This window comes from Cyclobacterium sp. (assembly GCF_014762705.1).
Classification (GTDB): Bacteria; Bacteroidota; Bacteroidia; order Cytophagales; family Cyclobacteriaceae; genus Cyclobacterium.
The window spans coordinates 1-18,864 of sequence record NZ_JABURL010000125.1 but is presented as its reverse complement, the minus strand read 5'-3'; the positions used below and the strand labels follow the sequence as shown (position 1 = coordinate 18,864).

Below are 18,864 nucleotides of genomic sequence, written 5' to 3'. Positions count from 1 at the left end.
GGTCTGAATTTTTTAATTGATCGTTAATTCCTCCGATGGATACCGGTAATTTTTACTTTTTACTTTCTTAAAAACCGCAATGATAATAGTAAGCATACTCACTCTGCCCACAAACATGACGAGGATGAGAATCAGTTTGCTTTGGGTAGTAAGGCTGGCTGTAATCCCCAGGCTTAAACCAACGGTACTGTAGGCCGAGAAACATTCGAAGCCAATATCCATCAGGCTCTTTTCACTGTCAAATATGGAAATGAGCATGATCCCCATTCCGATGACGATCAGAGACAGAGAAATGATGGCAAAAGCCCTGCGAATGGAAATGGCTGCAATCTCCCTCCCAAAAACCTCTATTCTATCTTTCCCCTTGGCCAGGCTGAGCATGTTCAGCGTGGCAATGGCAAAGGTGCTGGTCTTGATGCCCCCTCCGGTGGAGGCGGGAGAAGCACCGATCCACATCAGCAAAAACACCATCATGATCGTGGGAAAAAGCATGGCCGCCGTATCTATGGAATTAAAACCTGCCGTGCGCGGCGTCGTAGCTCCAAAGAGTGCCGTTACTACCTTTCCCAAGCCAGAGTGTTCGGACAAAGTATTGTCGTATTCGAGTAGGTAAAAGGCAACAAAAGCAATAGTTGTGATTGAAAATGTGGTAATTAAAGTAATGCGGCTGTTCAGGTTCAATACCCAGGGCCGGAAAGCTGCCTTATTTTTCCCGAAAGAAACCCACTTTCTGACCTGGTATTTCAGGTAATTGATGGAATTGGCAACGATCGGAAAACCCAGGCCGCCCAGGACAAAGGTACCGATGATGGTTAACTGAAGGGGGTAGTTGAACTTGAAATCACTTTCATACAAACTGTTGGATAAGGTGGAAAACCCTGCATTGCAAAAAGCGGATATGGAATGGAATACAGCAAAAAATAGTCGCTCATACTGAGAGGAATAGTGTTCGGCATCCAAACTACTGTAAATCAGTATCCCTGAAACCAGTTCAATGCTGAAAGTGATCAGGATGATGTACTTAAGGGTAGAAAAGACCTCTCCTAATTTTTTGGAGCTGGTGATATCCGAAAGAGCCAGTTGATTTTCATACGTGGCCCCCCCCTTAAAAAAGTAACTGAAATAGCTGGCAAAGGTCAGGATTCCCAGTCCGCCGATTTGGATAAGTACCATGATGATGATTTGCCCAAAGTCCGTAAAATAACTCCCTGTATCCACCACGATGAGGCCTGTCACACATACGGCACTGGTGGAAGTAAAAAGCGCATCTGCAAAGGAGATGCCTTCATAGGTAGCCTTGGGGAGCATGAGCAGGAAGGTACCGAATAAAATGATGAGCAGAAAACTGAAAACAAAAAGCTGTGCCGGATTGAGTACCGTTCGTTTGTAATTTAGCTTAACTTCCGAAAACTCCCTGATAAAGGTAAAAAGGACCGCAATCCTCACCCAAATGGGATTTCCCAACAACAAGTCGGTTTCAAATGGTACACCTACAAAAAGGAACTGGTAGTAAATCCAAAGGGTGAAACAGATGGATAAAAAATCAAAAATGAAGACTTTCCTTTTTAAAAGGGCTTGATTTTGCAGGTACCTGGCAAAAGTAGAAACAATGCCAATCCCCAACACCACAAAGTAAAACCCATCAAACAGCTGCTGTGACCAATCACTCTGTGCATAGCCAAAATCGGAAACAAAGGCAATGATGCCAAGGACACTGACCCACAAAGCAACCCTGTAAAGTAATTTCAAGTTCATTAGCCAAATGTCAGGATGCTATAGGGTATAATTCATTTCTGCTTACAATTCATTTCCAGGTGTATCCAACTTTAAAACTAAAGCCGGATGCGGCTCAAAAGTAAAGAAATAATCCCGGATTAATTACTGAAGAACATTTTCGATCTCGGTTGATCGACCCATTTCTGGAAAATTGGCAATCAGCTCTGTGGCGTCCCCAAACAGATCAATTAATTTTTCCCTGTAGGATTCTGATTTGTTTCGGTTAGCCCAATACGCTAGAATTTTATCGAATTTCCTTTCGGCTAGAGTAGACCATTTTACTTTTTTAGCCATTTACGCGCTTTTTTGAAAACTTCTTCTGAATCATTTCCTTCTCCGTTCTCAATTTGATTTCTGGCTTCAGCTATTTCAGCTTTTTGTTTTTCATTTGTCAAATAAACCGTATCGTCAAATTCAACCTCAAGAAGCCTATAAATTTCATCAATGATATGCTTGTCATCAATTGACTTGATTTTTTCGATAAGCCTATTTTTGTGTTCGTCAGTTACCATATTCTAAGATACTGGTTTTTTTGAGTTTAGTTCGAGAATCGTCATTTGTACGGGGCGGGATTCAGCTTGGAGACGGCGGGCATTCGTAGCCGTTCGCTTCCAGCCTTCTCCTAACTTCCTAAAGATAGTGAACTTTATCTTTTCTCTAAACCGCCCGCTGGGTCCGAGGCGATGTTTTAGCCAGTGTGTGTTAATGGTAATCAGCATCTTCCAATAAATCCTTGACTTCAATCTCCAGTTTCGGTAAATCACGGATTACTATTGACCAGATAATTTCTTCGGATACACGGTCGTACCCATGGATAATCCTGTTCCTCGTGTCAACGATCTTTCTGGAGTTTTGAATCTCAATATCAGGATTCACCTTAAGGATTCTGTTTACTGCCTCACCGATTATTTCAACATTCCGTTCTATAGCTCTTCTGGTTTTTAGATCATTTCGAAATTCAAAAAAATCTCTTTTGTCGGATAGAAAAATGTTGATCTCCTCAATAGCCTGTTTGATATCGGAAAGCCAGGTCCTGATTTCATTTTCCATACACCAGGACTTTGGTTTTTTCAATCTGTTGCTTTAAATAGGGGTTATTTATGGCCTTTTGTTCCAAGAGATCAACTTCTCTTTGTAAAAGTCGCTCTAGTTGAAACTTTAGATTAAAATAACTATCGGAATAGGATAAAGGGTCATTGTCCTCAATATCCACTATCAGATCAATATCACTTTCAGGCCTGAATTGATCTGTTGTTACTGAACCAAACGCAAAAAGGCTTTTCACTTTGTTGGTGTCACAGAGCGCTTTTATCTGGTCAATGTGTTTTTTCAGCTCTTCCATCTTTTTCAAATATACGGATTTTTCAATTGGTTTGAATTCAAGCAGGCCAGGACCAGGCTATCAGGTCTTATAGGATTTCGGTAACGATTGTTCTGATATTCCCAAGGGCCACCACCGATTCTGCCCCACGGAATTCAAGGACTAAAAGTAAATGCCATTTGCCCTTTTATTCAAATTTATCTGCCACATTAAAGAGAATTTCACAACCACAATAGCCTCCATTTTAATGAAACCATTTAATTATTCGGTCGTCAATCTTTTTTCTTTCTAAATTCAATAATTGGTAAACTTGTAGATAGCTGTTAATCCTAAAAAGGGTAGTTCCCAAGTCCCTGAAGGGATCTCCGAATCCCAACCGGGGACTACATATATGCACGCAAGGACTTAAAACTGACAAGCTTGAATGTCTGAACTCGAACGTTTTGATTCTGAACTCCAACGTTGAACCTCGGAAGTGCCTGTTTTTATTAAAAAATCGGTGCTTTTCGGATAAAAATGACAAAACCTGACATTTTTTCCGGAATTTTCCGGTGATATATAAAAAACAGGGGACTTCGGAAGTGGGGCCGGGCACTTAATAATCGAAGCTGTCAGCTTTTTATATTTACGCTTGCGGTTCGGAGGTGGGGGGTTGCACATTTTTACCGGAAAATTTCACCTTTATGGCTGCTCGTTTGACTTCAAAGGTGATCGCTGGCAGCAAAAACTGACAAGCTTGAGGTTAAATGCCGCATAACCGAATAAAAAAGGCCAAAGCATTAACCTGCTAAATGGGGAAGCAGCAGTAAAAAGTCCTATCTCTTGAATAAAAAAAGGGTGCAGCCTGTTTCTCTTGGACTGCACCCTTCATATGATTAGGGGTGACATAAGCAACTTTTTAATGATTAGGCTTCGGTTCCGTTGGATGAGGGCGTACGGGATTTCTGAAACCGCTGTTTGAGGTCTTCATAAATCACCTTGGCATCGGCGGCATTGACTTTGGCACCGTACTTCATGGAATTGAAATTGATCGAAATTCAAGCACTGAAAGTGCGGAATACCAAAGCGCAGGGTGAAGCCCTGTGATAGCATCCCCTTCCGGATCCCAAGCCCTGGAAGAGCGAAAAATACACCCCTACACATTACCGCAGCACCTGATCAAATGCTACCTCCTGTGCGGCCAAAACAAACACTTTGGTGGGAAGGGCTTTGGTCTTTTCTTTTAAAGAACGATAATACTCCTCAAAGCCATCCCCTTGCTCAGGTACAGCCAATCCCATCATTACAAGATCACTTTTTCTGGATTCTCTGGCCATAATCTCCCAAAAATCCTTACCCTGAGCCACCAGGATCTGGTAAGCAAAACCAGTACGCATACCGGCAAAGATATTGTCCAGATTTTCCTTTGCACCATTGTAGGCTTCCTGTGTGGGCACCACCATTTTAACATTTACTTCCGCCTGCTGCCACTCCCTGCTGTTTTTGAGCAGGTAGGCCAGTATGATCATCAGACTCCCGTTTTTTTTCAGACCACCCCACCAGATGTCAATCACCATTTTCTTTTTAAAGCCCTGGTTATTATCATCCTGAACGATTATTACATTCTTTTTCGATTTAAAAAAATGCCCTATCATTTTCGAGTAGGGCCGCAGGTGTTCTGCTTCCCTGGTATCTCCCAACAAAATGGTATTGGGCACCAATTGGCCTAGCCCATAGGCATTCACCAGTTGGGTGCTGCCTGTAAATGGGTCGGGAGCCCGGAGAACCCGCACCAGGGCCTGAATATTTTTGTTGCCCAGAAAATCCATGATCTGAGTTTCATAATCCTTCACCTTTTCCTGCGGAACATTAGACTCAGAAATGATGGTGCTGACCGTAAAAAGGGCATTTCCATTGGTAATATCGTCCGCAAGTTCTATCAGTCGCCAGCGCTTTACCGGAGAGCCTGATAATACCAGGATATTGGGCCGCCAGCTTTTGGCATCCCCTTCCTTCTCCAGCCTTAAAATGGCATAACGAATGAGGGAAGACAATAGGCCTCTGCCCAATCCACCCCAGGTGGCGGTAATTTTTCTTCTTTTCAACCAGATAAAAATAATGGCAATGACCAGAAATGCGGCAATGGTGGCCAGTGGATTGATTAAAAACATCACACCCGCACATCCCAGGGCTCCCAGAAGGGAAAAAATCCAATGCACCTTAAATTTGGGCCTGAATGAAGGGTTTTTCAGTAGCCTTTCTATGCCTGCGGTAATGTTTAAAACCGCATAAGTAGTCAGGAAAAACATGGTCAGGACAGGTGCAATCAGGTTAAGGTCTCCAAAGTAAACCGTCACCAGGGTCAGGGCAATGGTAAACAAGGTAGCTGCCTTTGGGATCTTCTCCTTTCCGGCCACTTTACTGAAGAAACCAGCCCATTTTGGCAGGATATTATCATTTGCCAATGCCTGAAGCACTCTTGGGGCTCCAAGCAGACTGCCTGTTGCGCTGGATAAAGTGGCTCCCCAGATACCCAGCAAGATGGCTCCACCCCATATCGCAATGCGTTGCATGATCATGGGATCCTCCACCAGCGTTGCCGCATCTGCCCTGCCTGCTAAAACTATCGGTAAAAGCATGTAGATCACATATCCCACGCCTACGGCCATAAAGGTACCTTTGGGAATGGACCTGGCCGGATCCTTCAAATCTCCGGACATGTTGACACCTGTCATGATCCCGGTAACGGCAGGAAAAAAAATCGCAAATACCTGCCAGAAACCCACAGAATGAGCGGCAGGCACACCCCATAACTCGATCCGTGACTCTTCCAGCGGGCTTCCCAAAACCAGGGAAACCAGGGAAAGCCCTATCAGAACCATGATAACATATTGTGCCTTAATGGTAGCCTGAGTGGAAAACAAGGCCAGGGCACCCAAAACCAGAGTGGTACAGATGCTGATCCAGCGAATCTCCAGCCCCGGGAACACAGCCGATAAACTTTCAGAAAACCCTATGATATACAGCGAGACGGATAAGGCCTGGGCTAAATAAAGCGGGATACCCACTGCTCCGCCGATTTCTGCCCCCAAAGACCGGCTGATCAGGAAATAGGCCCCTCCCCCTTTGACAGGGGCATTGGTTGCAATGGCTGATATGGAGAGTGAAGTCAGAAAAGTGATGGCAGTGGATAGGGTGACAATTAGCAATGTGCCGATAAGGCCTACATTACCCACCACCCAACCAAACCGCAGGTACATGATCACCCCCAATATGGTCAATAGAGAGGGGGTAAATACCCCTCCGAAAGTACCTAATTTGTGGCTTGATTTTGCTTTGTCCCTCTTCCCTGGCATATTCCTTAATTTGAAAGGCCAAAAAAGAGAAAAAAAACACCATTTCCCAAATCCGGAAAGTTAATCCCTTGCCTGTTTGTTTGCCTTACTCCTGGATCAGGGTACCGGAACCGGACATTTTAATTTGTTCTACTTTGGGATCGCCCTGGTAAACAATGTCTCCGGAACCAGAAGCGTCCACAGTCAGTGCCATCACCTCTCCCAGGGCTGTATTTCCCGAGCCGGATTTTTTTACTACTACCTCATTAGCGCGCAGGCTTCCTGCCAGGAAGTCACCAGCGCCTGATTGGTTGACCCGAATCTGGTGGACATTTCCCTCATGAATACTAAGGATGCCCGATCCCGACTGGTTGATATTTAATAGGGGTGAAATTAAGCCCGGAATATCCAAATTGCCTGAGCCTGAAAAATCAATGTTCATTTCCTGGTCCAGCTCCAGCGGATCCAGGAAGAGAATATCTCCGGAACCTCCCGTGCTTATCGCCCGCAAATCTGTATAAACTACCGTGATCTCTACCTGGTGTTTTTTGAATTTCCCTTTGTCCAATTTGATTTCTAAAACCTGATCTTTAACCTCGGTCAACACTTTTTCCAATGCTATATTAGAGGCTGTAAGGGTGGCGGATGGCTGCTCGCCCTGTTTCATGATCAAATTCCAGCTCCCGGATGTCTTTAACCCGTCAAAGGTAGCAAGTTCTCTGGTTTCCTGTTGCTGAGCGCACAGCAAAAAGGGATAAATCAGGGCAATAAATAATCCGGAAAGCAGGGCAGGTCTCATGACAATAGGATATTGATGTATCTAAATTTACAAATTTAATTCAAAGAAGACCATAAAAACTTCCAAAGGTTTGTCTCAAATTTACCAATCTTTTAGCCTGGTAAAGCGTCGTTTTCTTAAAACCTGAAATCCACAGTACAGCGTATTACCCAGTTGACTTTTAAGCAGAAAGAGCTTCCTTTTATTGCACATGTAGAAATAAATGGACTTATTTTTTTTGAACCCACAGTACCCAGGCTTTTTCTTTGTAAGTGGGGGGATGACCCAAATGCACCAATCCAGCTTGCTCCACAGTAAAGGGTTGCCCGGTGGTGTAGCTTTCACCTAATTCAGGATCAAACCATTTTAGCCAATACTGCCCTGCAGGCAATGTCAAAGCAATTTCTCCTCCCTCTCTCAAAAATAAAATCCGGTGTTTTTTCCCATCATCGGATAGCCCCCAGGTCATCGGGTGCTGGGTATTCAGGGGTTTCAGTTGCTGAAAAGGAATATCATTTTCCAGAAAAAATGATTTGGCCTGAGCCATTGCCTGCCAGTATGCCTCATATTGGCGGTAATCTTCTATGTTCAGGTCCCTTCCCTTTCCAATATAAAATTCCACACCAGCTCCTCCGGCCATCAAAGCCGCCCAGAGAGAATTTTTGCTCCAGGTCTCCAGATCCGGAAATTCAGGGTTGGTATAGGGCTCATCATAGCTAACTACCCAGGGAAAACCAGTGGAGGCAGATTGCTCCTTCCAATGTAAAATGCGCTCATAACCATAATAAGGATCTTCAAAGTTTCCCTGATAGCTTATGCCAGAATAGAAGCTATCACCGACAAGACCTTCAAAAATAGCATCCGTATTTGATGGTCCGTTGTGCACGACGATCAACTCGGAATAGGGCAATAATTGTTTCAAATAAGCTGCAAACTGCCTGCGCTGGGTTGTAGTAATTCCTTTTCCATAAGTAGGCTCATTATCCCAGCCACTTTCCTCACCAATGTTCCAGGTGACTGCATTCAGGTATCCAAACCGCGCTGCCATTTCCCGGTAAAAAACCTTTCTGGCAGCAGCAAATACCCCGCCCTCTTTGTGTTCGAAATAGGATTGGTTTTCCTGCTCGGAAAGTACAAATTGGGGCATCACACCTTCCTCCATCATGTGGTCAAAGAGCAGCTGCCATTGATCCAGCTTGGAAAGGTCATATTGATAATAAGCATCAGGCCCGGTCCAGGGAAAAGCCTGCTTGCCATCTCCATAGGCATTCATCAACATAAAATAATGGGCATTGATCCCCTGGCTTTTTAGGTAGTTGATTACCCCAATGATCCCCTTCCCCTTATTTTCATGCCAGAGCGGATCGCCAATTTTCCAATCCTTCACATGTGTGGCATAAGACCTCTCAGAGCTTGTTCCATCAAATTCCCCATATTCCAAAAACACTTCCGGGGAATTGGCTCCCATCTTCAAAAAATAGCTTTCGTCAGTAAATTGTAAGAAGTGCTCCCCTACATACTGGAGTTTGCCTTTGCTCAAAAATCCCGGTGCTGAGGAATCGGCAGGTAATATGGTGAAGCTGCCGGTATCACCATGAAACGCTGATCCCTGTGACCAGTCAGGGTCCTGGCTGATGGCCACCTGATCCCCTTGGATAAACCTGGCTTCAAAGGTCCATTCTCCCGGTACAAGGGGTAATAAGTGGGCTCGCCAGATATTTCCTGCTGAAGCTCCACTCTCATCTGCTATTCCATCCCCGGCAAAGTAGCCCGGAATATGCATCTTTTGTCCATCCGGGCCTGTAAAAACCACCTGCAGCCTGTAATCCAAAAATGTCTTCTCTTCCTCCGTTGCATGGGGACCTTCCCAGGAAAACGTAAGTTTTTGGTAAGCCTTTAATTCCCCTGATATTTTGGCCTGCTGGGCAAGTGTTAAAGAAATGGTCAATGACAAAAACAAGAAAGTAGCCAAATGCTTCATGGTTTATTGGGTTTTTCGCTCAAGTTAAGCAATTGTAAATCCAAATCACAGCGAGTTAATTTTATGAATCTATGCCAACCAATCCCCAATTTCCGAAATTGATCACATATCTATCTTTTAAGGTTTTACCCGTTGATTGATTGGTTATTGCCAGATATTTATTAAATTCATTCATTCATCTAATCAAAAAACAATAAAAACTATGGAAAAGTACCTTGGAAAATTTGCACCACAACTGTATGCCATTTTGAGAATTGTAGCGGGTTTTTGTTTTGCCATGCACGGATCCCAAAAATTAGTAGGCTGGCCGGGAGGCGATGAGCCGAAAGAATTATTTTCCATGATGGGGTTTGCGGGAATAGTGGAACTTGTGGGTGGAATCCTTATCATGATTGGCCTATTGGGAAGCATAGCAGCTTTTATCTCCAGTGGTCAAATGGCAGTAGCCTTTTTTATGGCACATGCTCCCCAGGGTTGGAATCCACTGATGAATGGTGGTGAAAAAGCTGTAATTTATTGTTTCCTCTTCTTGTTTATTGCTGCATCAGGTTCCGGTATATGGAGCGTGGATGGCAATAAAAAATCCCCCGCTGCCGGATAGTTATTGACGGTAATTGACAGATAATAAAGCTCTCCAATTCAATCGTAGCCCACTGCTATACCAAATGGGTAAGCGATCAATCGAACAGACCGGACTTTCAAACCTTCTGCATATTCCGCAGGAAAGGTTTTCCGGTCTTTTTTATTTGAATGCTGTCAGCATTTTAATTTTTCATGCTTTATTCTATATATATCATTGGGATTTTTAGTGAAAATCCTTACATTAATCTCCTATATTAAATATATGCCTAATTTTCGATTTTAGTAATCGATTCAATTAATTCAATTTTAAACCAAAACCAAATAACCATGTGTAAAAACCACGGCGTAGCTTACGTCAAACCCGGAGAAGTAGAAGTCAGAGAGATTGACTACCCCAAACTGGCCTTAGGTAACCGAAAGTGCCATCATGGGGTCATCCTTAAGATCGTTTCCACCAATATTTGCGGAAGTGACCAGCACATGGTCCGTGGCCGTACCACGGCTCCTGAAGGTTTGATTCTTGGACACGAAATTACCGGACTCGTAATTGAAGCCGGCCGGGATGTGGAATTTATCAAAGAGGGTGACCTGGTATCCGTTCCTTTCAATATTGCCTGCGGACGCTGCCGCAACTGCAAAGAAGGTAAAACCGGCATTTGCCTCAATGTAAACCCTGCCAGGCCAGGTGCTGCTTATGGCTATGTGGACATGGGTGGCTGGGTAGGCGGCCAGTCGGAATATGTGATGGTGCCTTATGCTGATTTTAACCTGTTGAAATTTCCGGACAAGGATCAGGCCATGGAAAAAATCAGGGACCTGACTTTGCTTTCAGATATCTTCCCCACCGGCTATCATGGGGCGGTGACTGCAGGTGTGGGCCCGGGATCCATAGTATATGTGGCGGGTGCTGGTCCGGTAGGGCTTGCCTGTGCGGCATCTTGCCACCTTTTGGGTGCTGCCGTGGTCATTGTGGGGGACATGATACCTGAGCGATTGGCCCAGGCCAAAAGCTTTGGTTGTGAAACCATCGACCTGAGGAACAAAACCCCTCTGGCCGATGCTATTGCCGAAATCGTGGGTGTGCCCGAAGTAGACTGTGCTGTGGATTGCGTGGGATTTGAAGCAAAAGGACATGGAGCAGATGCCGATAAAGAAGCACCAGCCACTGTGCTGAATTCTGTCATGGACATTACTCGTGCCGGCGGAAGCATAGGCATTCCCGGCCTTTACGTCACCGGAGACCCGGGAGGAATTGACGCCGCCGCAAAAAAAGGAAGTCTGAGTATCCGCCTGGGATTGGGCTGGGCCAAGTCTCACAGTTTTCATACCGGACAATGCCCCGTGATGAAATACCACCGGCAACTGATGCAGGCCATACTGTATGATAAGGTACAGATAGCCAAGGCAGTCAATGTACAAGTGATCTCCTTGCAGGAATCGGTGCAGGGATATAAGGATTTTGACGGGGGTGCGGCCAAGAAATTTGTAATCGATCCCCACGGGTTAATCCCAAATTGATCGAAACGCCTGCCGGGCCGCCTTGGCCTGGCAGGTATTTTTACCTGTAAGAAAACAACAGAAACCCGGGATTACAGATTGATGGTATGGATCGACAAATCGAGCGGAGACACCCTGGAAATCAATCTGTTCGATAGCCGGGAACAACCCCTTCCCCATCAAAATATCCGGGAAGACCAGCCACAACTTGTCACTGACCTGAAGAAAAAACTGGAGGCCATCGAGCAGGAAAGAACCGACTTTTTCTCTGCGCTATAAACGGGCCGGGATTCAATCCAATAAGGAAGGATCTCCCAATTTCCCCATAAAAAGGATGGCACCGCTGTGCTTGTCCTGGATTAAGAAAACAAAGGGTTTGTCCAAAGCGAATACACTGGGCTGATGAGGTCCTACAGAAGTGTAACTCACTTCAACAATAGTGGCTGCTGCGGCCTCGCTTCCCCTTTCATCCACTTCGATCAGCGCATCATGGATGACCCTGCTGATGAACATGGGTTCTGTGGGATGGGCAAAGAGTTTGGTAAAGTTCATGGGACTCGGATGAAAGGGCTTTTCCAGACCCAATGCCATCAGGTCTTCATTCATTTTATCCATCTTGTACCACAGCTTAAATTTGGGCATTTGCAGGATAAAATTAGTTTCAGTCGCATTTTCCCTCCAGTATTCCAGGTCCTCAAAGGAAAAACCCTGTAACTTATCATCCAGGTCAAAATCGTCTGAAATGATCACTCCCATATTATACTGTCCGGTGCTGTAAGGAATTTCTAAATATTCCAGTCCACCCTCGCTGAAATACCTCATTGATGCTGCTTCTTCCATCCGCATCATATCCACCACCACTTCATTTCCTGGACTGATGTAAAAGGGAGCTTCCTCGGTGTTTGACGCATTGAAACGGTATTTCCAATCCGCCTTGAAGTAGATGGCATTGACCAGGTACATAGCTGCATTGGCCGGAATGGCATCCAACATATCTTTGATCAGGCCTTCAGTGTTTTGTTCAATCCAACTGTTGATCACATCTACAGATTGGGGATTCGCCATGTCCAGTCCGGCCACTTCGGCACCAAAGCTGTTTCTTACGGTTTGTTCAAAATCCGGATTGACTTCCCATTCCTGCTTGTACCAAATGGCATTGGCAATCGACAGTCTGACTTTAGGATCCAGCTCCAGTAAAAATTTGGTCAGGGATTGGGCGGCTTCATTGGCTTCTTCCAGGCCCATACCCTCATACCTTAATACCCGGACAAACTCTTCCAAAACCTCGCCTTCGTTGCCATTCATGGCCATGGAAAGGGCCTGATGGATGCTGTAGGGACTGTAAAACTGATTGGGTTCCTCCTTTTTTTGAAGCTGATGAAAAAGGTCCATGGCGAATCGGGAACTGGATAGGACCATTTCCTGCTCATGGGCCTGCAAAGCCCGGAGGTTGGGCGTTACCAATTCATCTTCAGCACCACCCCAATCACAAGAGCCAAACAAAAATAAAGCAATAAGGGCTAAAGTCAGGTTGAATCGTGTGTTCATCACTACTTGGGTTTGATTTCTCTGTCCAGACGCAGTGATGACCAAAAATGCTACAAGCTCCCACCAAACAGATGAGGTTTGCCTTTAAAGTAAGCGATTAATAAACAGATTTAATTTTTGCAATGAGTCTCTTTTACCTCTAATTATACTTGCCTGAAAAAAAACTAAACACCTAATTTAACCGTATAATTTTTAAATTTAATCACTTTCATCAATCCCTGTAAATCATGAATGTCCGACTCCTACTCCTCGTACTCATTTCTATATCATTGGCAAATAGCAAAGGAAATGCCCAGCAATTGTTAGGTGGCATCCATTTCAAATCAGGCATTCCAACCGGGGATTTTCATCAGGCGTCCGGAATAACTGTTGTTTCAGAATTAAGTGCCGGCGCACTTTATGGCATCAAAGGCAGCCCGGTTTTTATTGGAGCAGATCTGGGGTATGGGCGATATGGAACAGCGGTGACCAGAAGAAGGGATATTTTCCCTGGAGTCAACCAACGCTTCCGGATCAGAAGAAACAACAATTATGTCAACCTCATGGGAGCAGTCAGGTTGATGCCCGATTTTGATTCGAGAATCCGTCCCTTTTTGGAAGGGCAGATTGGCGGAATCCATACTTTTACCAGGTCACGCATCAGGGAAAACAGGTTGGCCGATCCCATTGCCTCGGGCACTGAGCACCACGATTGGGCCCTGATGCTGCAGGCGGGTGCCGGTGTAATGGTTGCGGTAAATTCCAGTAGGGATACTTTTATGGAGTTAAAGGTAAATTATGTGAATTCCGGGGTGATAAATTACCTGACCAGGGACAGTGCTACCTACAATGAGCAGGGTGAATTAATGCTGGTGCCAAAACGGTCAGGATTTAATATGATTCAGCCATCGGTGGGAGTGAAATATTTGCTTTAGTTTCAATCCTGAACGGGGAAAGGTTAAGGGTTAACTGTTTGTTAACCTGAAGGATTATTCAAAACCTTATTTTGGCGATTGGACTTGTTTTAAGTTGAAACCTGGTTGTTAAGGGTTAATTTTTTAATCGGTTAATTGTTTAACTGTTTAGTTTCGAATTATTTGATTACCCCCTTTCCATACTTAACCGCTTGCTCCTTGTAATTTTCAAATCAGTAAGTCAGATAAAGGGGGTTTGCAATCACCGGTCGTAAAGGCACCAAGGCCCAGCAATAGAAATGCAATAAAAGCAAACCTTAAATCTATTTCATTCCTCCCCATTTTCAAACCTGACCACCAGGTACCTGAAAACACCTTCATCATAATCCGGATGGAACAGGTTATTGCGAGAAAGGTACGGCCCCTCTTTGCCTACGAAATAATTGAATTTGCTTTTTTGAGGATTTATTAGAAGATTATAGAAAATTTTCTATCAAATACCCTGATAACCCATGCAAAGAAGACAGTTTGTGAAACTGGGAGCTATTGGCTCCATGGCAGCCTTTTCGGGATTCCCCCTTGTATCCCATGCCAGATCCGATTTAAAAATCAAAAAGATCCGTTACTATGCCGCTCCAGGCTACAACAAACCCCTTTTTAATCAGGCCAGAGGCATTGTGGAAGTGGAGACCGATTCGGGTCTAATAGGTATTGGAGAAGGCGGTACCCCTGATATGGTCCGGCAATGCGCAGAAATGCTGATCGGGGAGGATCCCTTCCGTATCGAACACCTCTGGCAATACCTGTACCGGGGCATGTTTTATCCGCCCGGCAAGGAAAAACTTCATGGACTTGGTGCCATTGAAATGGCCCTTTGGGACCTGAAAGGAAAAGCACTGGAAGTGCCGGTTTATGACTTGTTGGGAGGAAAGACCAGAAACTATGTGGAATGCTATGCCACAGGTTTCCTGAACTCCACCGCCAATACCATGGAGGGAAGGGCTCAGGACTGTCTGGAAGCCGGCCTGCGCTGCTACCGCATCGGTCCTACGGGTGGAAACGGGGATTTGCCTTTTGATTTTTACGAGCACAGCAAGAAAACAATTGCCATGTGTGAACAACTTGACAAAGCAGTTGGAGGAAACGGCAACTGGGCAGTGGACCTGCATACCCGATTTGATACCCCGGAGGCCATCAAGATTTGTGATGCCCTGGAGGAATTGGAGCCCTATTTTGTAGAAGACATCATCCGATCTGAAAACCCGGAAGTTTACCAGACAATCAGAAACATGACCAAAGTTCCTATAGCCGTAGGGGAGCAATTTGGTGACCGCTGGGATACCAATGTACTGATGGAAAACCACCTGATCGATTACAGCCGGGTGACCCTGCCCAATACCGGGGGTATCAGCGAAATGAAAAAAATCATTGCCATAGGGGAAACCCATTATGTGGGTATCATACCTCATTTCACGGGCCCACTTTCCACGGCTGCGCTGGTACATGTGCTGGGCTCCTCCAGTCCTACACGTTGCATGATCGAACTGGCAGGCGGGGAGCCAGAAAAACCGGCCTACTTTAACGAAGACTTCATTGACTTCAGGGAGGGCAAAGTCCACCTCAATGACCGCCCGGGATTAGGGGTTGTATTTGATCGCGATAAAGCCGACTTCCTGTTTGAAGTCACCAAAAACACCGAATTTACCCATCCTTATTTGAAAAGCCCGGATGGGGCCATTCACAACTGGTAAACCTGAAAGCACCTAACCCTTACGCCAAAAAATACACAGGCCCATGAAATCTCAATCCAAGAAAAACAGCAGCGCACATTCCGGTTCTGTATCCCGGAGAACAGCCATACAGTCGGTACTGGGCCTGACCGGTACGGGTTTGCTCTTACCTCTATCTTCCTATGCCCGGCAACCTGGCCCTCAAACACTACGGAAGAACGAAGTGCGGATCACAAGATTGGAAACCTTTTTGGTCAAGCCCAGGTGGATATTTCTGAAAATACATACCGATGCCGGGGTCACTGGTCTGGGAGAGCCATTGCTGGAAGGACGAGCATTGACCATTCAGACCGCCATTAAGGAAATTGAACCTTACCTGATCGGAAAAGATCCCCGTCGGGTGGTGCACCACTGGCAAGCCATTTACCGACATGCGTTTTACCGGGGCGGACCTATCCTGACCTCGGCACTCAGCGGCATCGACCAGGCCCTTTGGGATATAAAAGGCAAACTTTTGGATGTGCCGGTCTATGAACTTTTTGGCGGTCCCACCCGGGACCGGGTAAGGATTTACGGCCGGGCCGGCAATGCAGAAGATATTAAAAAGCGTAAAGCCGAAGGATACACAGTCATCAAAACAGGGGTAGCCAAAAAACAAGCCGCCCGGATAGTGGAAAATCCAGCTTTTATAGACTTTGCAGCCGAAAATTTTGCTTCTCTCAGGGAGGCCGGAGGCCCGGAAATGGACATCGGTATAGATTTTCACGGAGCGATTTCCCCGCAAACAGCCAAGGTGCTGATCAAAGAACTGGAGCCCTACCAGCCCATGTTTATCGAGGAACCTTGTCAGGCCCAGAATGTGGATGTGCTGGTAGATATCGCCCGGGGCACCCATTTACCCATAGCGACAGGTGAACGGATATTCACCAAATGGGGATTCCGGGAATTACTGGAGAAAGGGGCAGCCAGTATACTACAACCCGATCTTTGTCATGCCGGTGGCTTGACCGAAGGTCGCCTCATTGCAGGCATGGCAGAAGCTTACTACGCTGCCATCGCCCCACACAACCCCATGGGACCCATTTCCCTGGCCTCCGGGATACAATTGGCTGCAAGCATCCCTAATTTTCTGGTACAGGAACAGGTTTCTTTGGGCGACGGCTACCTGAAAAAGCCCTTCCGACTTGAATCTGACGGTACAGTTTTACTCCCTCAAGCGCCTGGACTAGGCATCGAGTTGGATGAAGATGCCCTTCAAGACAAAATCGGCCATGACTGGACCAATCCTGAAAGCTATGATCCCCGGGACGGCTCAGTGGTGGACTGGTGATCACTTGGCGGCATGTCCCTGTTTAACTCAATTGACCTAAAAACAAAATCCAAAAGAATATGAGTACAAAAGCAAATACCTCTCGAAGAAAATTACTGAAAGGCTTGGGTCTGGGAGCCATGACCGGCCTAATGGGCTTGTACAATGGCAATGGAGCCCTAGCCAAAACAGAAAAAGAAACACCCTCCTACATGAAGGGCTTGCCTCCATTAAAAATCACCAATGTCAGGGCCATTGGCACTGCTCCAAGTGGCTCTAACCTGATTGTAGTTAAGGTAGAGACCTCCGAGCCCGGACTATATGGTCTGGGCTGTGCTACCTTTACCCAAAGAGCCTTTGCTGTCATTACAGCCATAGAAAAATACCTGCAGGACTTCTGCGTGGGCAAGGATGTGGACAATATTGAAGACATGTGGCAATCTGCCTTTGTGAGTTCCTATTGGCGCAATGGCCCGGTGCTGAACAATGCCATCAGTGGCCTGGACCAGGCTCTCTGGGACATCAAGGGTAAACGTGCCAGCATGCCCGTTTACCAGTTGCTGGGGGGGAAAAGCCGATTTGCCGTTCCCTGCTATACCCATGCCAGTGGCAATACGCCGGAAGCTGCCGCCGACCAGGTTTCCGGATATATGGAAGAAGGTTACCGCTATGTACGTATTCAACAGGGCGGTTACGGGGGGACCGGCCTTACCGGCGAACCTGATTTTAAAAAACAAAGCTACGGGCGGGAGAGCGACCAGTATATGGATCAGGGCAAATATATTCGGGATGTACCCCGTTTATTTGAGACTGTTCGCAGACAATGCGGCGAGGAGGTGGAACTGCTGCACGATATCCACGAGCGGCTGGAACCCATGGATGCCATCAGGGTGGTCAAAAGTACCGAGCCTTACCATCCGTTTTTTATCGAAGACCCTTTTTCGCCTGAGCAGATGGAATGGTTTCAGGCCCTGCGTGAAGCCACTACGGTACCGCTGGCAATGGGTGAACTTTTCAACAACATCAACGAATTTAAGGAACCTATTACCAACCGTATGTTTGATTACATCCGCATCCATATTTCCCAGATTGGAGGTATTAGTCCAGCGATGAAGGTGGCCCGGCTGGGGGAATTTTACGGGATAAAGACTGCCTGGCATGGTCCGGGAGATGTCTCCCCTGTAGGACATGCAGCCAATGCCCATATTGACCTGGCCGTGTGGAATTTCGGCATACAGGAAGCGGCCAGGATTTCTGACCTTTCCCGCGAGATTTTCCCGGGATCACCTGTCATGAAAGATGGCTACATGTGGGTAAACGAGGCTCCGGGTCTGGGAGTGGATATCAATGAGGAGCTGGCAGCCAAATACCCCATGCACACCCGTTCCAACTGGACGGTAAGGAAGTTTGACGGAACGATTATCCGGCCTTAAGTTGGTCTTCGGCAGGCTACCTTTTTAGGCTGATCTTTTTCAGTCGGACTGGTTCAGGCACCACAGGCACTGGGTTGAAGGGGATTGAAGTGAAAAAAGAATGGTCAAACTTATTATCCATAGTTTGAATATTATAAAAATCGAAGTAAAATAAATCTCTCCGGGAAACCCAAGATGGTGCGATTATGCCCTTTCTAAAGGATAAATCGTTATTTAAAATACCTGGTACAGCCATTTGCCAGGAATAAACTCAAGGAATGAAGCCCTTGTAATAATTTGCTTATGTTTACTTTCTTCGCAGATTATCCCCTAAATCGCAAAATATAGAAATTAGCTCAGAGTAATTTCCAATATTAAATGGCTTATTCCGGAGCCCAAAAGACAACAAAAGGTTTTATCAAATGTTGAATTTTACAAATCCTGCACAAACCTAACTTCAGGCCTGTAGGCTAATAGCCCCCTTTTATAAAAACCCTCCTATTTCCAAAAAAACGATAAATAGGCTTAATATTGGATTCTGCATGTAATCAAAAACACCAGTAACCCTTTCATTCATCCACCTGATCAAGAAACTTAATCTTTATATTTTACAAATAACAAAAATTCCCTTATTTTGCGGAGAATATTTCAAAATATTTTTGGATCTGAATGAAGACTAGTATCTTTTTAATTAATAATTACTACATGTAATACGCTTATTCT

At 45.5% G+C, this 18,864-nt stretch carries 16 protein-coding genes; 7 read left to right on the top strand and 9 right to left on the bottom strand.

Annotated features, from left to right (window positions below; genetic code table 11):
- Window positions 1-12: 12 nt before the first annotated feature.
- From HUJ21_RS24970 to HUJ21_RS24935, 8 genes are all read right to left on the bottom strand, one after another.
- Window positions 13-1,755 carry a potassium transporter TrkG gene (locus HUJ21_RS24970; RefSeq protein WP_291373808.1) on the bottom strand — a complete coding sequence of 581 codons (1,743 nt, stop codon included), beginning with the start codon at window positions 1,753-1,755 and terminating at the stop codon, window positions 13-15.
- 123 nt (window positions 1,756-1,878) lie between these two features.
- Window positions 1,879-2,070: a type II toxin-antitoxin system RelE/ParE family toxin gene (locus HUJ21_RS24965; protein WP_291373807.1), complete on the bottom strand. Its 192-nt coding sequence runs from the start codon at window positions 2,068-2,070 to the stop codon at window positions 1,879-1,881.
- The gene (locus HUJ21_RS24960) at window positions 2,055-2,288 is read right to left on the bottom strand and encodes a hypothetical protein (RefSeq protein WP_291373806.1); all 234 of its coding nucleotides are present in this window, start codon (window positions 2,286-2,288) and stop codon (window positions 2,055-2,057) included. The genes HUJ21_RS24965 and HUJ21_RS24960 overlap by 16 nt, the downstream gene beginning before the upstream one ends.
- A 190-nt stretch (window positions 2,289-2,478) precedes the next feature.
- Window positions 2,479-2,826, bottom strand: coding sequence for a HepT-like ribonuclease domain-containing protein (locus tag HUJ21_RS24955; protein WP_291373804.1), 348 nt, complete (start codon window positions 2,824-2,826; stop codon window positions 2,479-2,481).
- On the bottom strand, window positions 2,816-3,118 hold the full coding sequence (locus HUJ21_RS24950; protein WP_291373833.1) for a nucleotidyltransferase domain-containing protein: 303 nt from the start codon (window positions 3,116-3,118) through the stop codon (window positions 2,816-2,818). The genes HUJ21_RS24955 and HUJ21_RS24950 overlap by 11 nt, the downstream gene beginning before the upstream one ends.
- Window positions 3,119-4,239: 1,121 nt before the next feature.
- Window positions 4,240-6,432, bottom strand: a complete 2,193-nt coding sequence (locus HUJ21_RS24945) for an amino acid permease (protein WP_291373802.1) — start codon at window positions 6,430-6,432, stop codon at window positions 4,240-4,242.
- An 85-nt stretch (window positions 6,433-6,517) separates the two neighbouring features.
- Entirely contained in the window at window positions 6,518-7,210 is a 693-nt protein-coding gene (locus HUJ21_RS24940) for a head GIN domain-containing protein (protein WP_291373800.1), read from the bottom strand.
- Between the two features lie 208 nt (window positions 7,211-7,418).
- The gene (locus HUJ21_RS24935) at window positions 7,419-9,170 is read right to left on the bottom strand and encodes a DUF5060 domain-containing protein (RefSeq protein WP_291373799.1); all 1,752 of its coding nucleotides are present in this window, start codon (window positions 9,168-9,170) and stop codon (window positions 7,419-7,421) included.
- Window positions 9,171-9,372: 202 nt separating this feature from the next.
- On the opposite strand from HUJ21_RS24935, the gene HUJ21_RS24930 reads away from it, so the two are divergent.
- The 3 genes from HUJ21_RS24930 to HUJ21_RS24920 all read left to right on the top strand — a co-directional run bounded on the left by HUJ21_RS24930 (window position 9,373) and on the right by HUJ21_RS24920 (window position 11,528).
- Window positions 9,373-9,771 carry a DoxX family protein gene (locus tag HUJ21_RS24930; protein ID WP_166142430.1) on the top strand — a complete coding sequence of 133 codons (399 nt, stop codon included), beginning with the start codon at window positions 9,373-9,375 and terminating at the stop codon, window positions 9,769-9,771.
- A gap of 308 nt (window positions 9,772-10,079) precedes the next feature.
- Window positions 10,080-11,270, top strand: a complete 1,191-nt coding sequence (gene fdhA / locus HUJ21_RS24925; protein ID WP_291373797.1) for a formaldehyde dehydrogenase, glutathione-independent — start codon at window positions 10,080-10,082, stop codon at window positions 11,268-11,270.
- A gap of 78 nt (window positions 11,271-11,348) precedes the next feature.
- Complete coding sequence (locus tag HUJ21_RS24920) at window positions 11,349-11,528, top strand: hypothetical protein (protein ID WP_291373796.1); 180 nt, start codon at window positions 11,349-11,351, stop codon at window positions 11,526-11,528.
- 12 nt (window positions 11,529-11,540) lie between these two features.
- On the opposite strand, the gene HUJ21_RS24915 is transcribed toward HUJ21_RS24920, so the two are convergent.
- On the bottom strand, window positions 11,541-12,797 hold the full coding sequence (locus HUJ21_RS24915; RefSeq protein ID WP_291373794.1) for a serpin family protein: 1,257 nt from the start codon (window positions 12,795-12,797) through the stop codon (window positions 11,541-11,543).
- A 227-nt stretch (window positions 12,798-13,024) separates the two neighbouring features.
- Between HUJ21_RS24915 and HUJ21_RS24910 the strand changes: the two genes are divergently transcribed.
- From HUJ21_RS24910 to HUJ21_RS24895, 4 genes are all read left to right on the top strand, one after another.
- Window positions 13,025-13,711: a hypothetical protein gene (locus HUJ21_RS24910; RefSeq protein WP_291373793.1), complete on the top strand. Its 687-nt coding sequence runs from the start codon at window positions 13,025-13,027 to the stop codon at window positions 13,709-13,711.
- 491 nt (window positions 13,712-14,202) lie between these two features.
- Window positions 14,203-15,441 (top strand): mandelate racemase/muconate lactonizing enzyme family protein, encoded by a 1,239-nt coding sequence (locus HUJ21_RS24905; protein ID WP_291373791.1) that lies wholly within the window; start codon window positions 14,203-14,205, stop codon window positions 15,439-15,441.
- 43 nt (window positions 15,442-15,484) lie between these two features.
- Window positions 15,485-16,750: a galactonate dehydratase gene (gene dgoD, locus HUJ21_RS24900; protein WP_291373789.1), complete on the top strand. Its 1,266-nt coding sequence runs from the start codon at window positions 15,485-15,487 to the stop codon at window positions 16,748-16,750.
- 59 nt (window positions 16,751-16,809) lie between these two features.
- Window positions 16,810-18,162, top strand: coding sequence for an enolase C-terminal domain-like protein (locus HUJ21_RS24895; RefSeq protein ID WP_291373788.1), 1,353 nt, complete (start codon window positions 16,810-16,812; stop codon window positions 18,160-18,162).
- The last annotated feature ends 702 nt before the right edge of the window (window positions 18,163-18,864 follow it).

What these genes read in the sequence shown, in the direction of transcription:
- HUJ21_RS24970 (WP_291373808.1), bottom strand. Translation starts at nt 1,755, where the DNA reads ATGAACTTGAAATTACTTTACAGGGTTGCTTTGTGGGTCAGTGTCCTT.
- HUJ21_RS24965 (WP_291373807.1), bottom strand. Translation starts at nt 2,070, where the DNA reads ATGGCTAAAAAAGTAAAATGGTCTACTCTAGCCGAAAGGAAATTCGAT.
- HUJ21_RS24960 (WP_291373806.1), bottom strand. Translation starts at nt 2,288, where the DNA reads ATGGTAACTGACGAACACAAAAATAGGCTTATCGAAAAAATCAAGTCA.
- HUJ21_RS24955 (WP_291373804.1), bottom strand. Translation starts at nt 2,826, where the DNA reads ATGGAAAATGAAATCAGGACCTGGCTTTCCGATATCAAACAGGCTATT.
- HUJ21_RS24950 (WP_291373833.1), bottom strand. Translation starts at nt 3,118, where the DNA reads ATGGAAGAGCTGAAAAAACACATTGACCAGATAAAAGCGCTCTGTGAC.
- HUJ21_RS24945 (WP_291373802.1), bottom strand. Translation starts at nt 6,432, where the DNA reads ATGCCAGGGAAGAGGGACAAAGCAAAATCAAGCCACAAATTAGGTACT.
- HUJ21_RS24940 (WP_291373800.1), bottom strand. Translation starts at nt 7,210, where the DNA reads ATGAGACCTGCCCTGCTTTCCGGATTATTTATTGCCCTGATTTATCCC.
- HUJ21_RS24935 (WP_291373799.1), bottom strand. Translation starts at nt 9,170, where the DNA reads ATGAAGCATTTGGCTACTTTCTTGTTTTTGTCATTGACCATTTCTTTA.
- HUJ21_RS24930 (WP_166142430.1), top strand. Translation starts at nt 9,373, where the DNA reads ATGGAAAAGTACCTTGGAAAATTTGCACCACAACTGTATGCCATTTTG.
- fdhA (WP_291373797.1), top strand. Translation starts at nt 10,080, where the DNA reads ATGTGTAAAAACCACGGCGTAGCTTACGTCAAACCCGGAGAAGTAGAA.
- HUJ21_RS24915 (WP_291373794.1), bottom strand. Translation starts at nt 12,797, where the DNA reads ATGAACACACGATTCAACCTGACTTTAGCCCTTATTGCTTTATTTTTG.
- HUJ21_RS24910 (WP_291373793.1), top strand. Translation starts at nt 13,025, where the DNA reads ATGAATGTCCGACTCCTACTCCTCGTACTCATTTCTATATCATTGGCA.
- HUJ21_RS24905 (WP_291373791.1), top strand. Translation starts at nt 14,203, where the DNA reads ATGCAAAGAAGACAGTTTGTGAAACTGGGAGCTATTGGCTCCATGGCA.
- dgoD (WP_291373789.1), top strand. Translation starts at nt 15,485, where the DNA reads ATGAAATCTCAATCCAAGAAAAACAGCAGCGCACATTCCGGTTCTGTA.
- HUJ21_RS24895 (WP_291373788.1), top strand. Translation starts at nt 16,810, where the DNA reads ATGAGTACAAAAGCAAATACCTCTCGAAGAAAATTACTGAAAGGCTTG.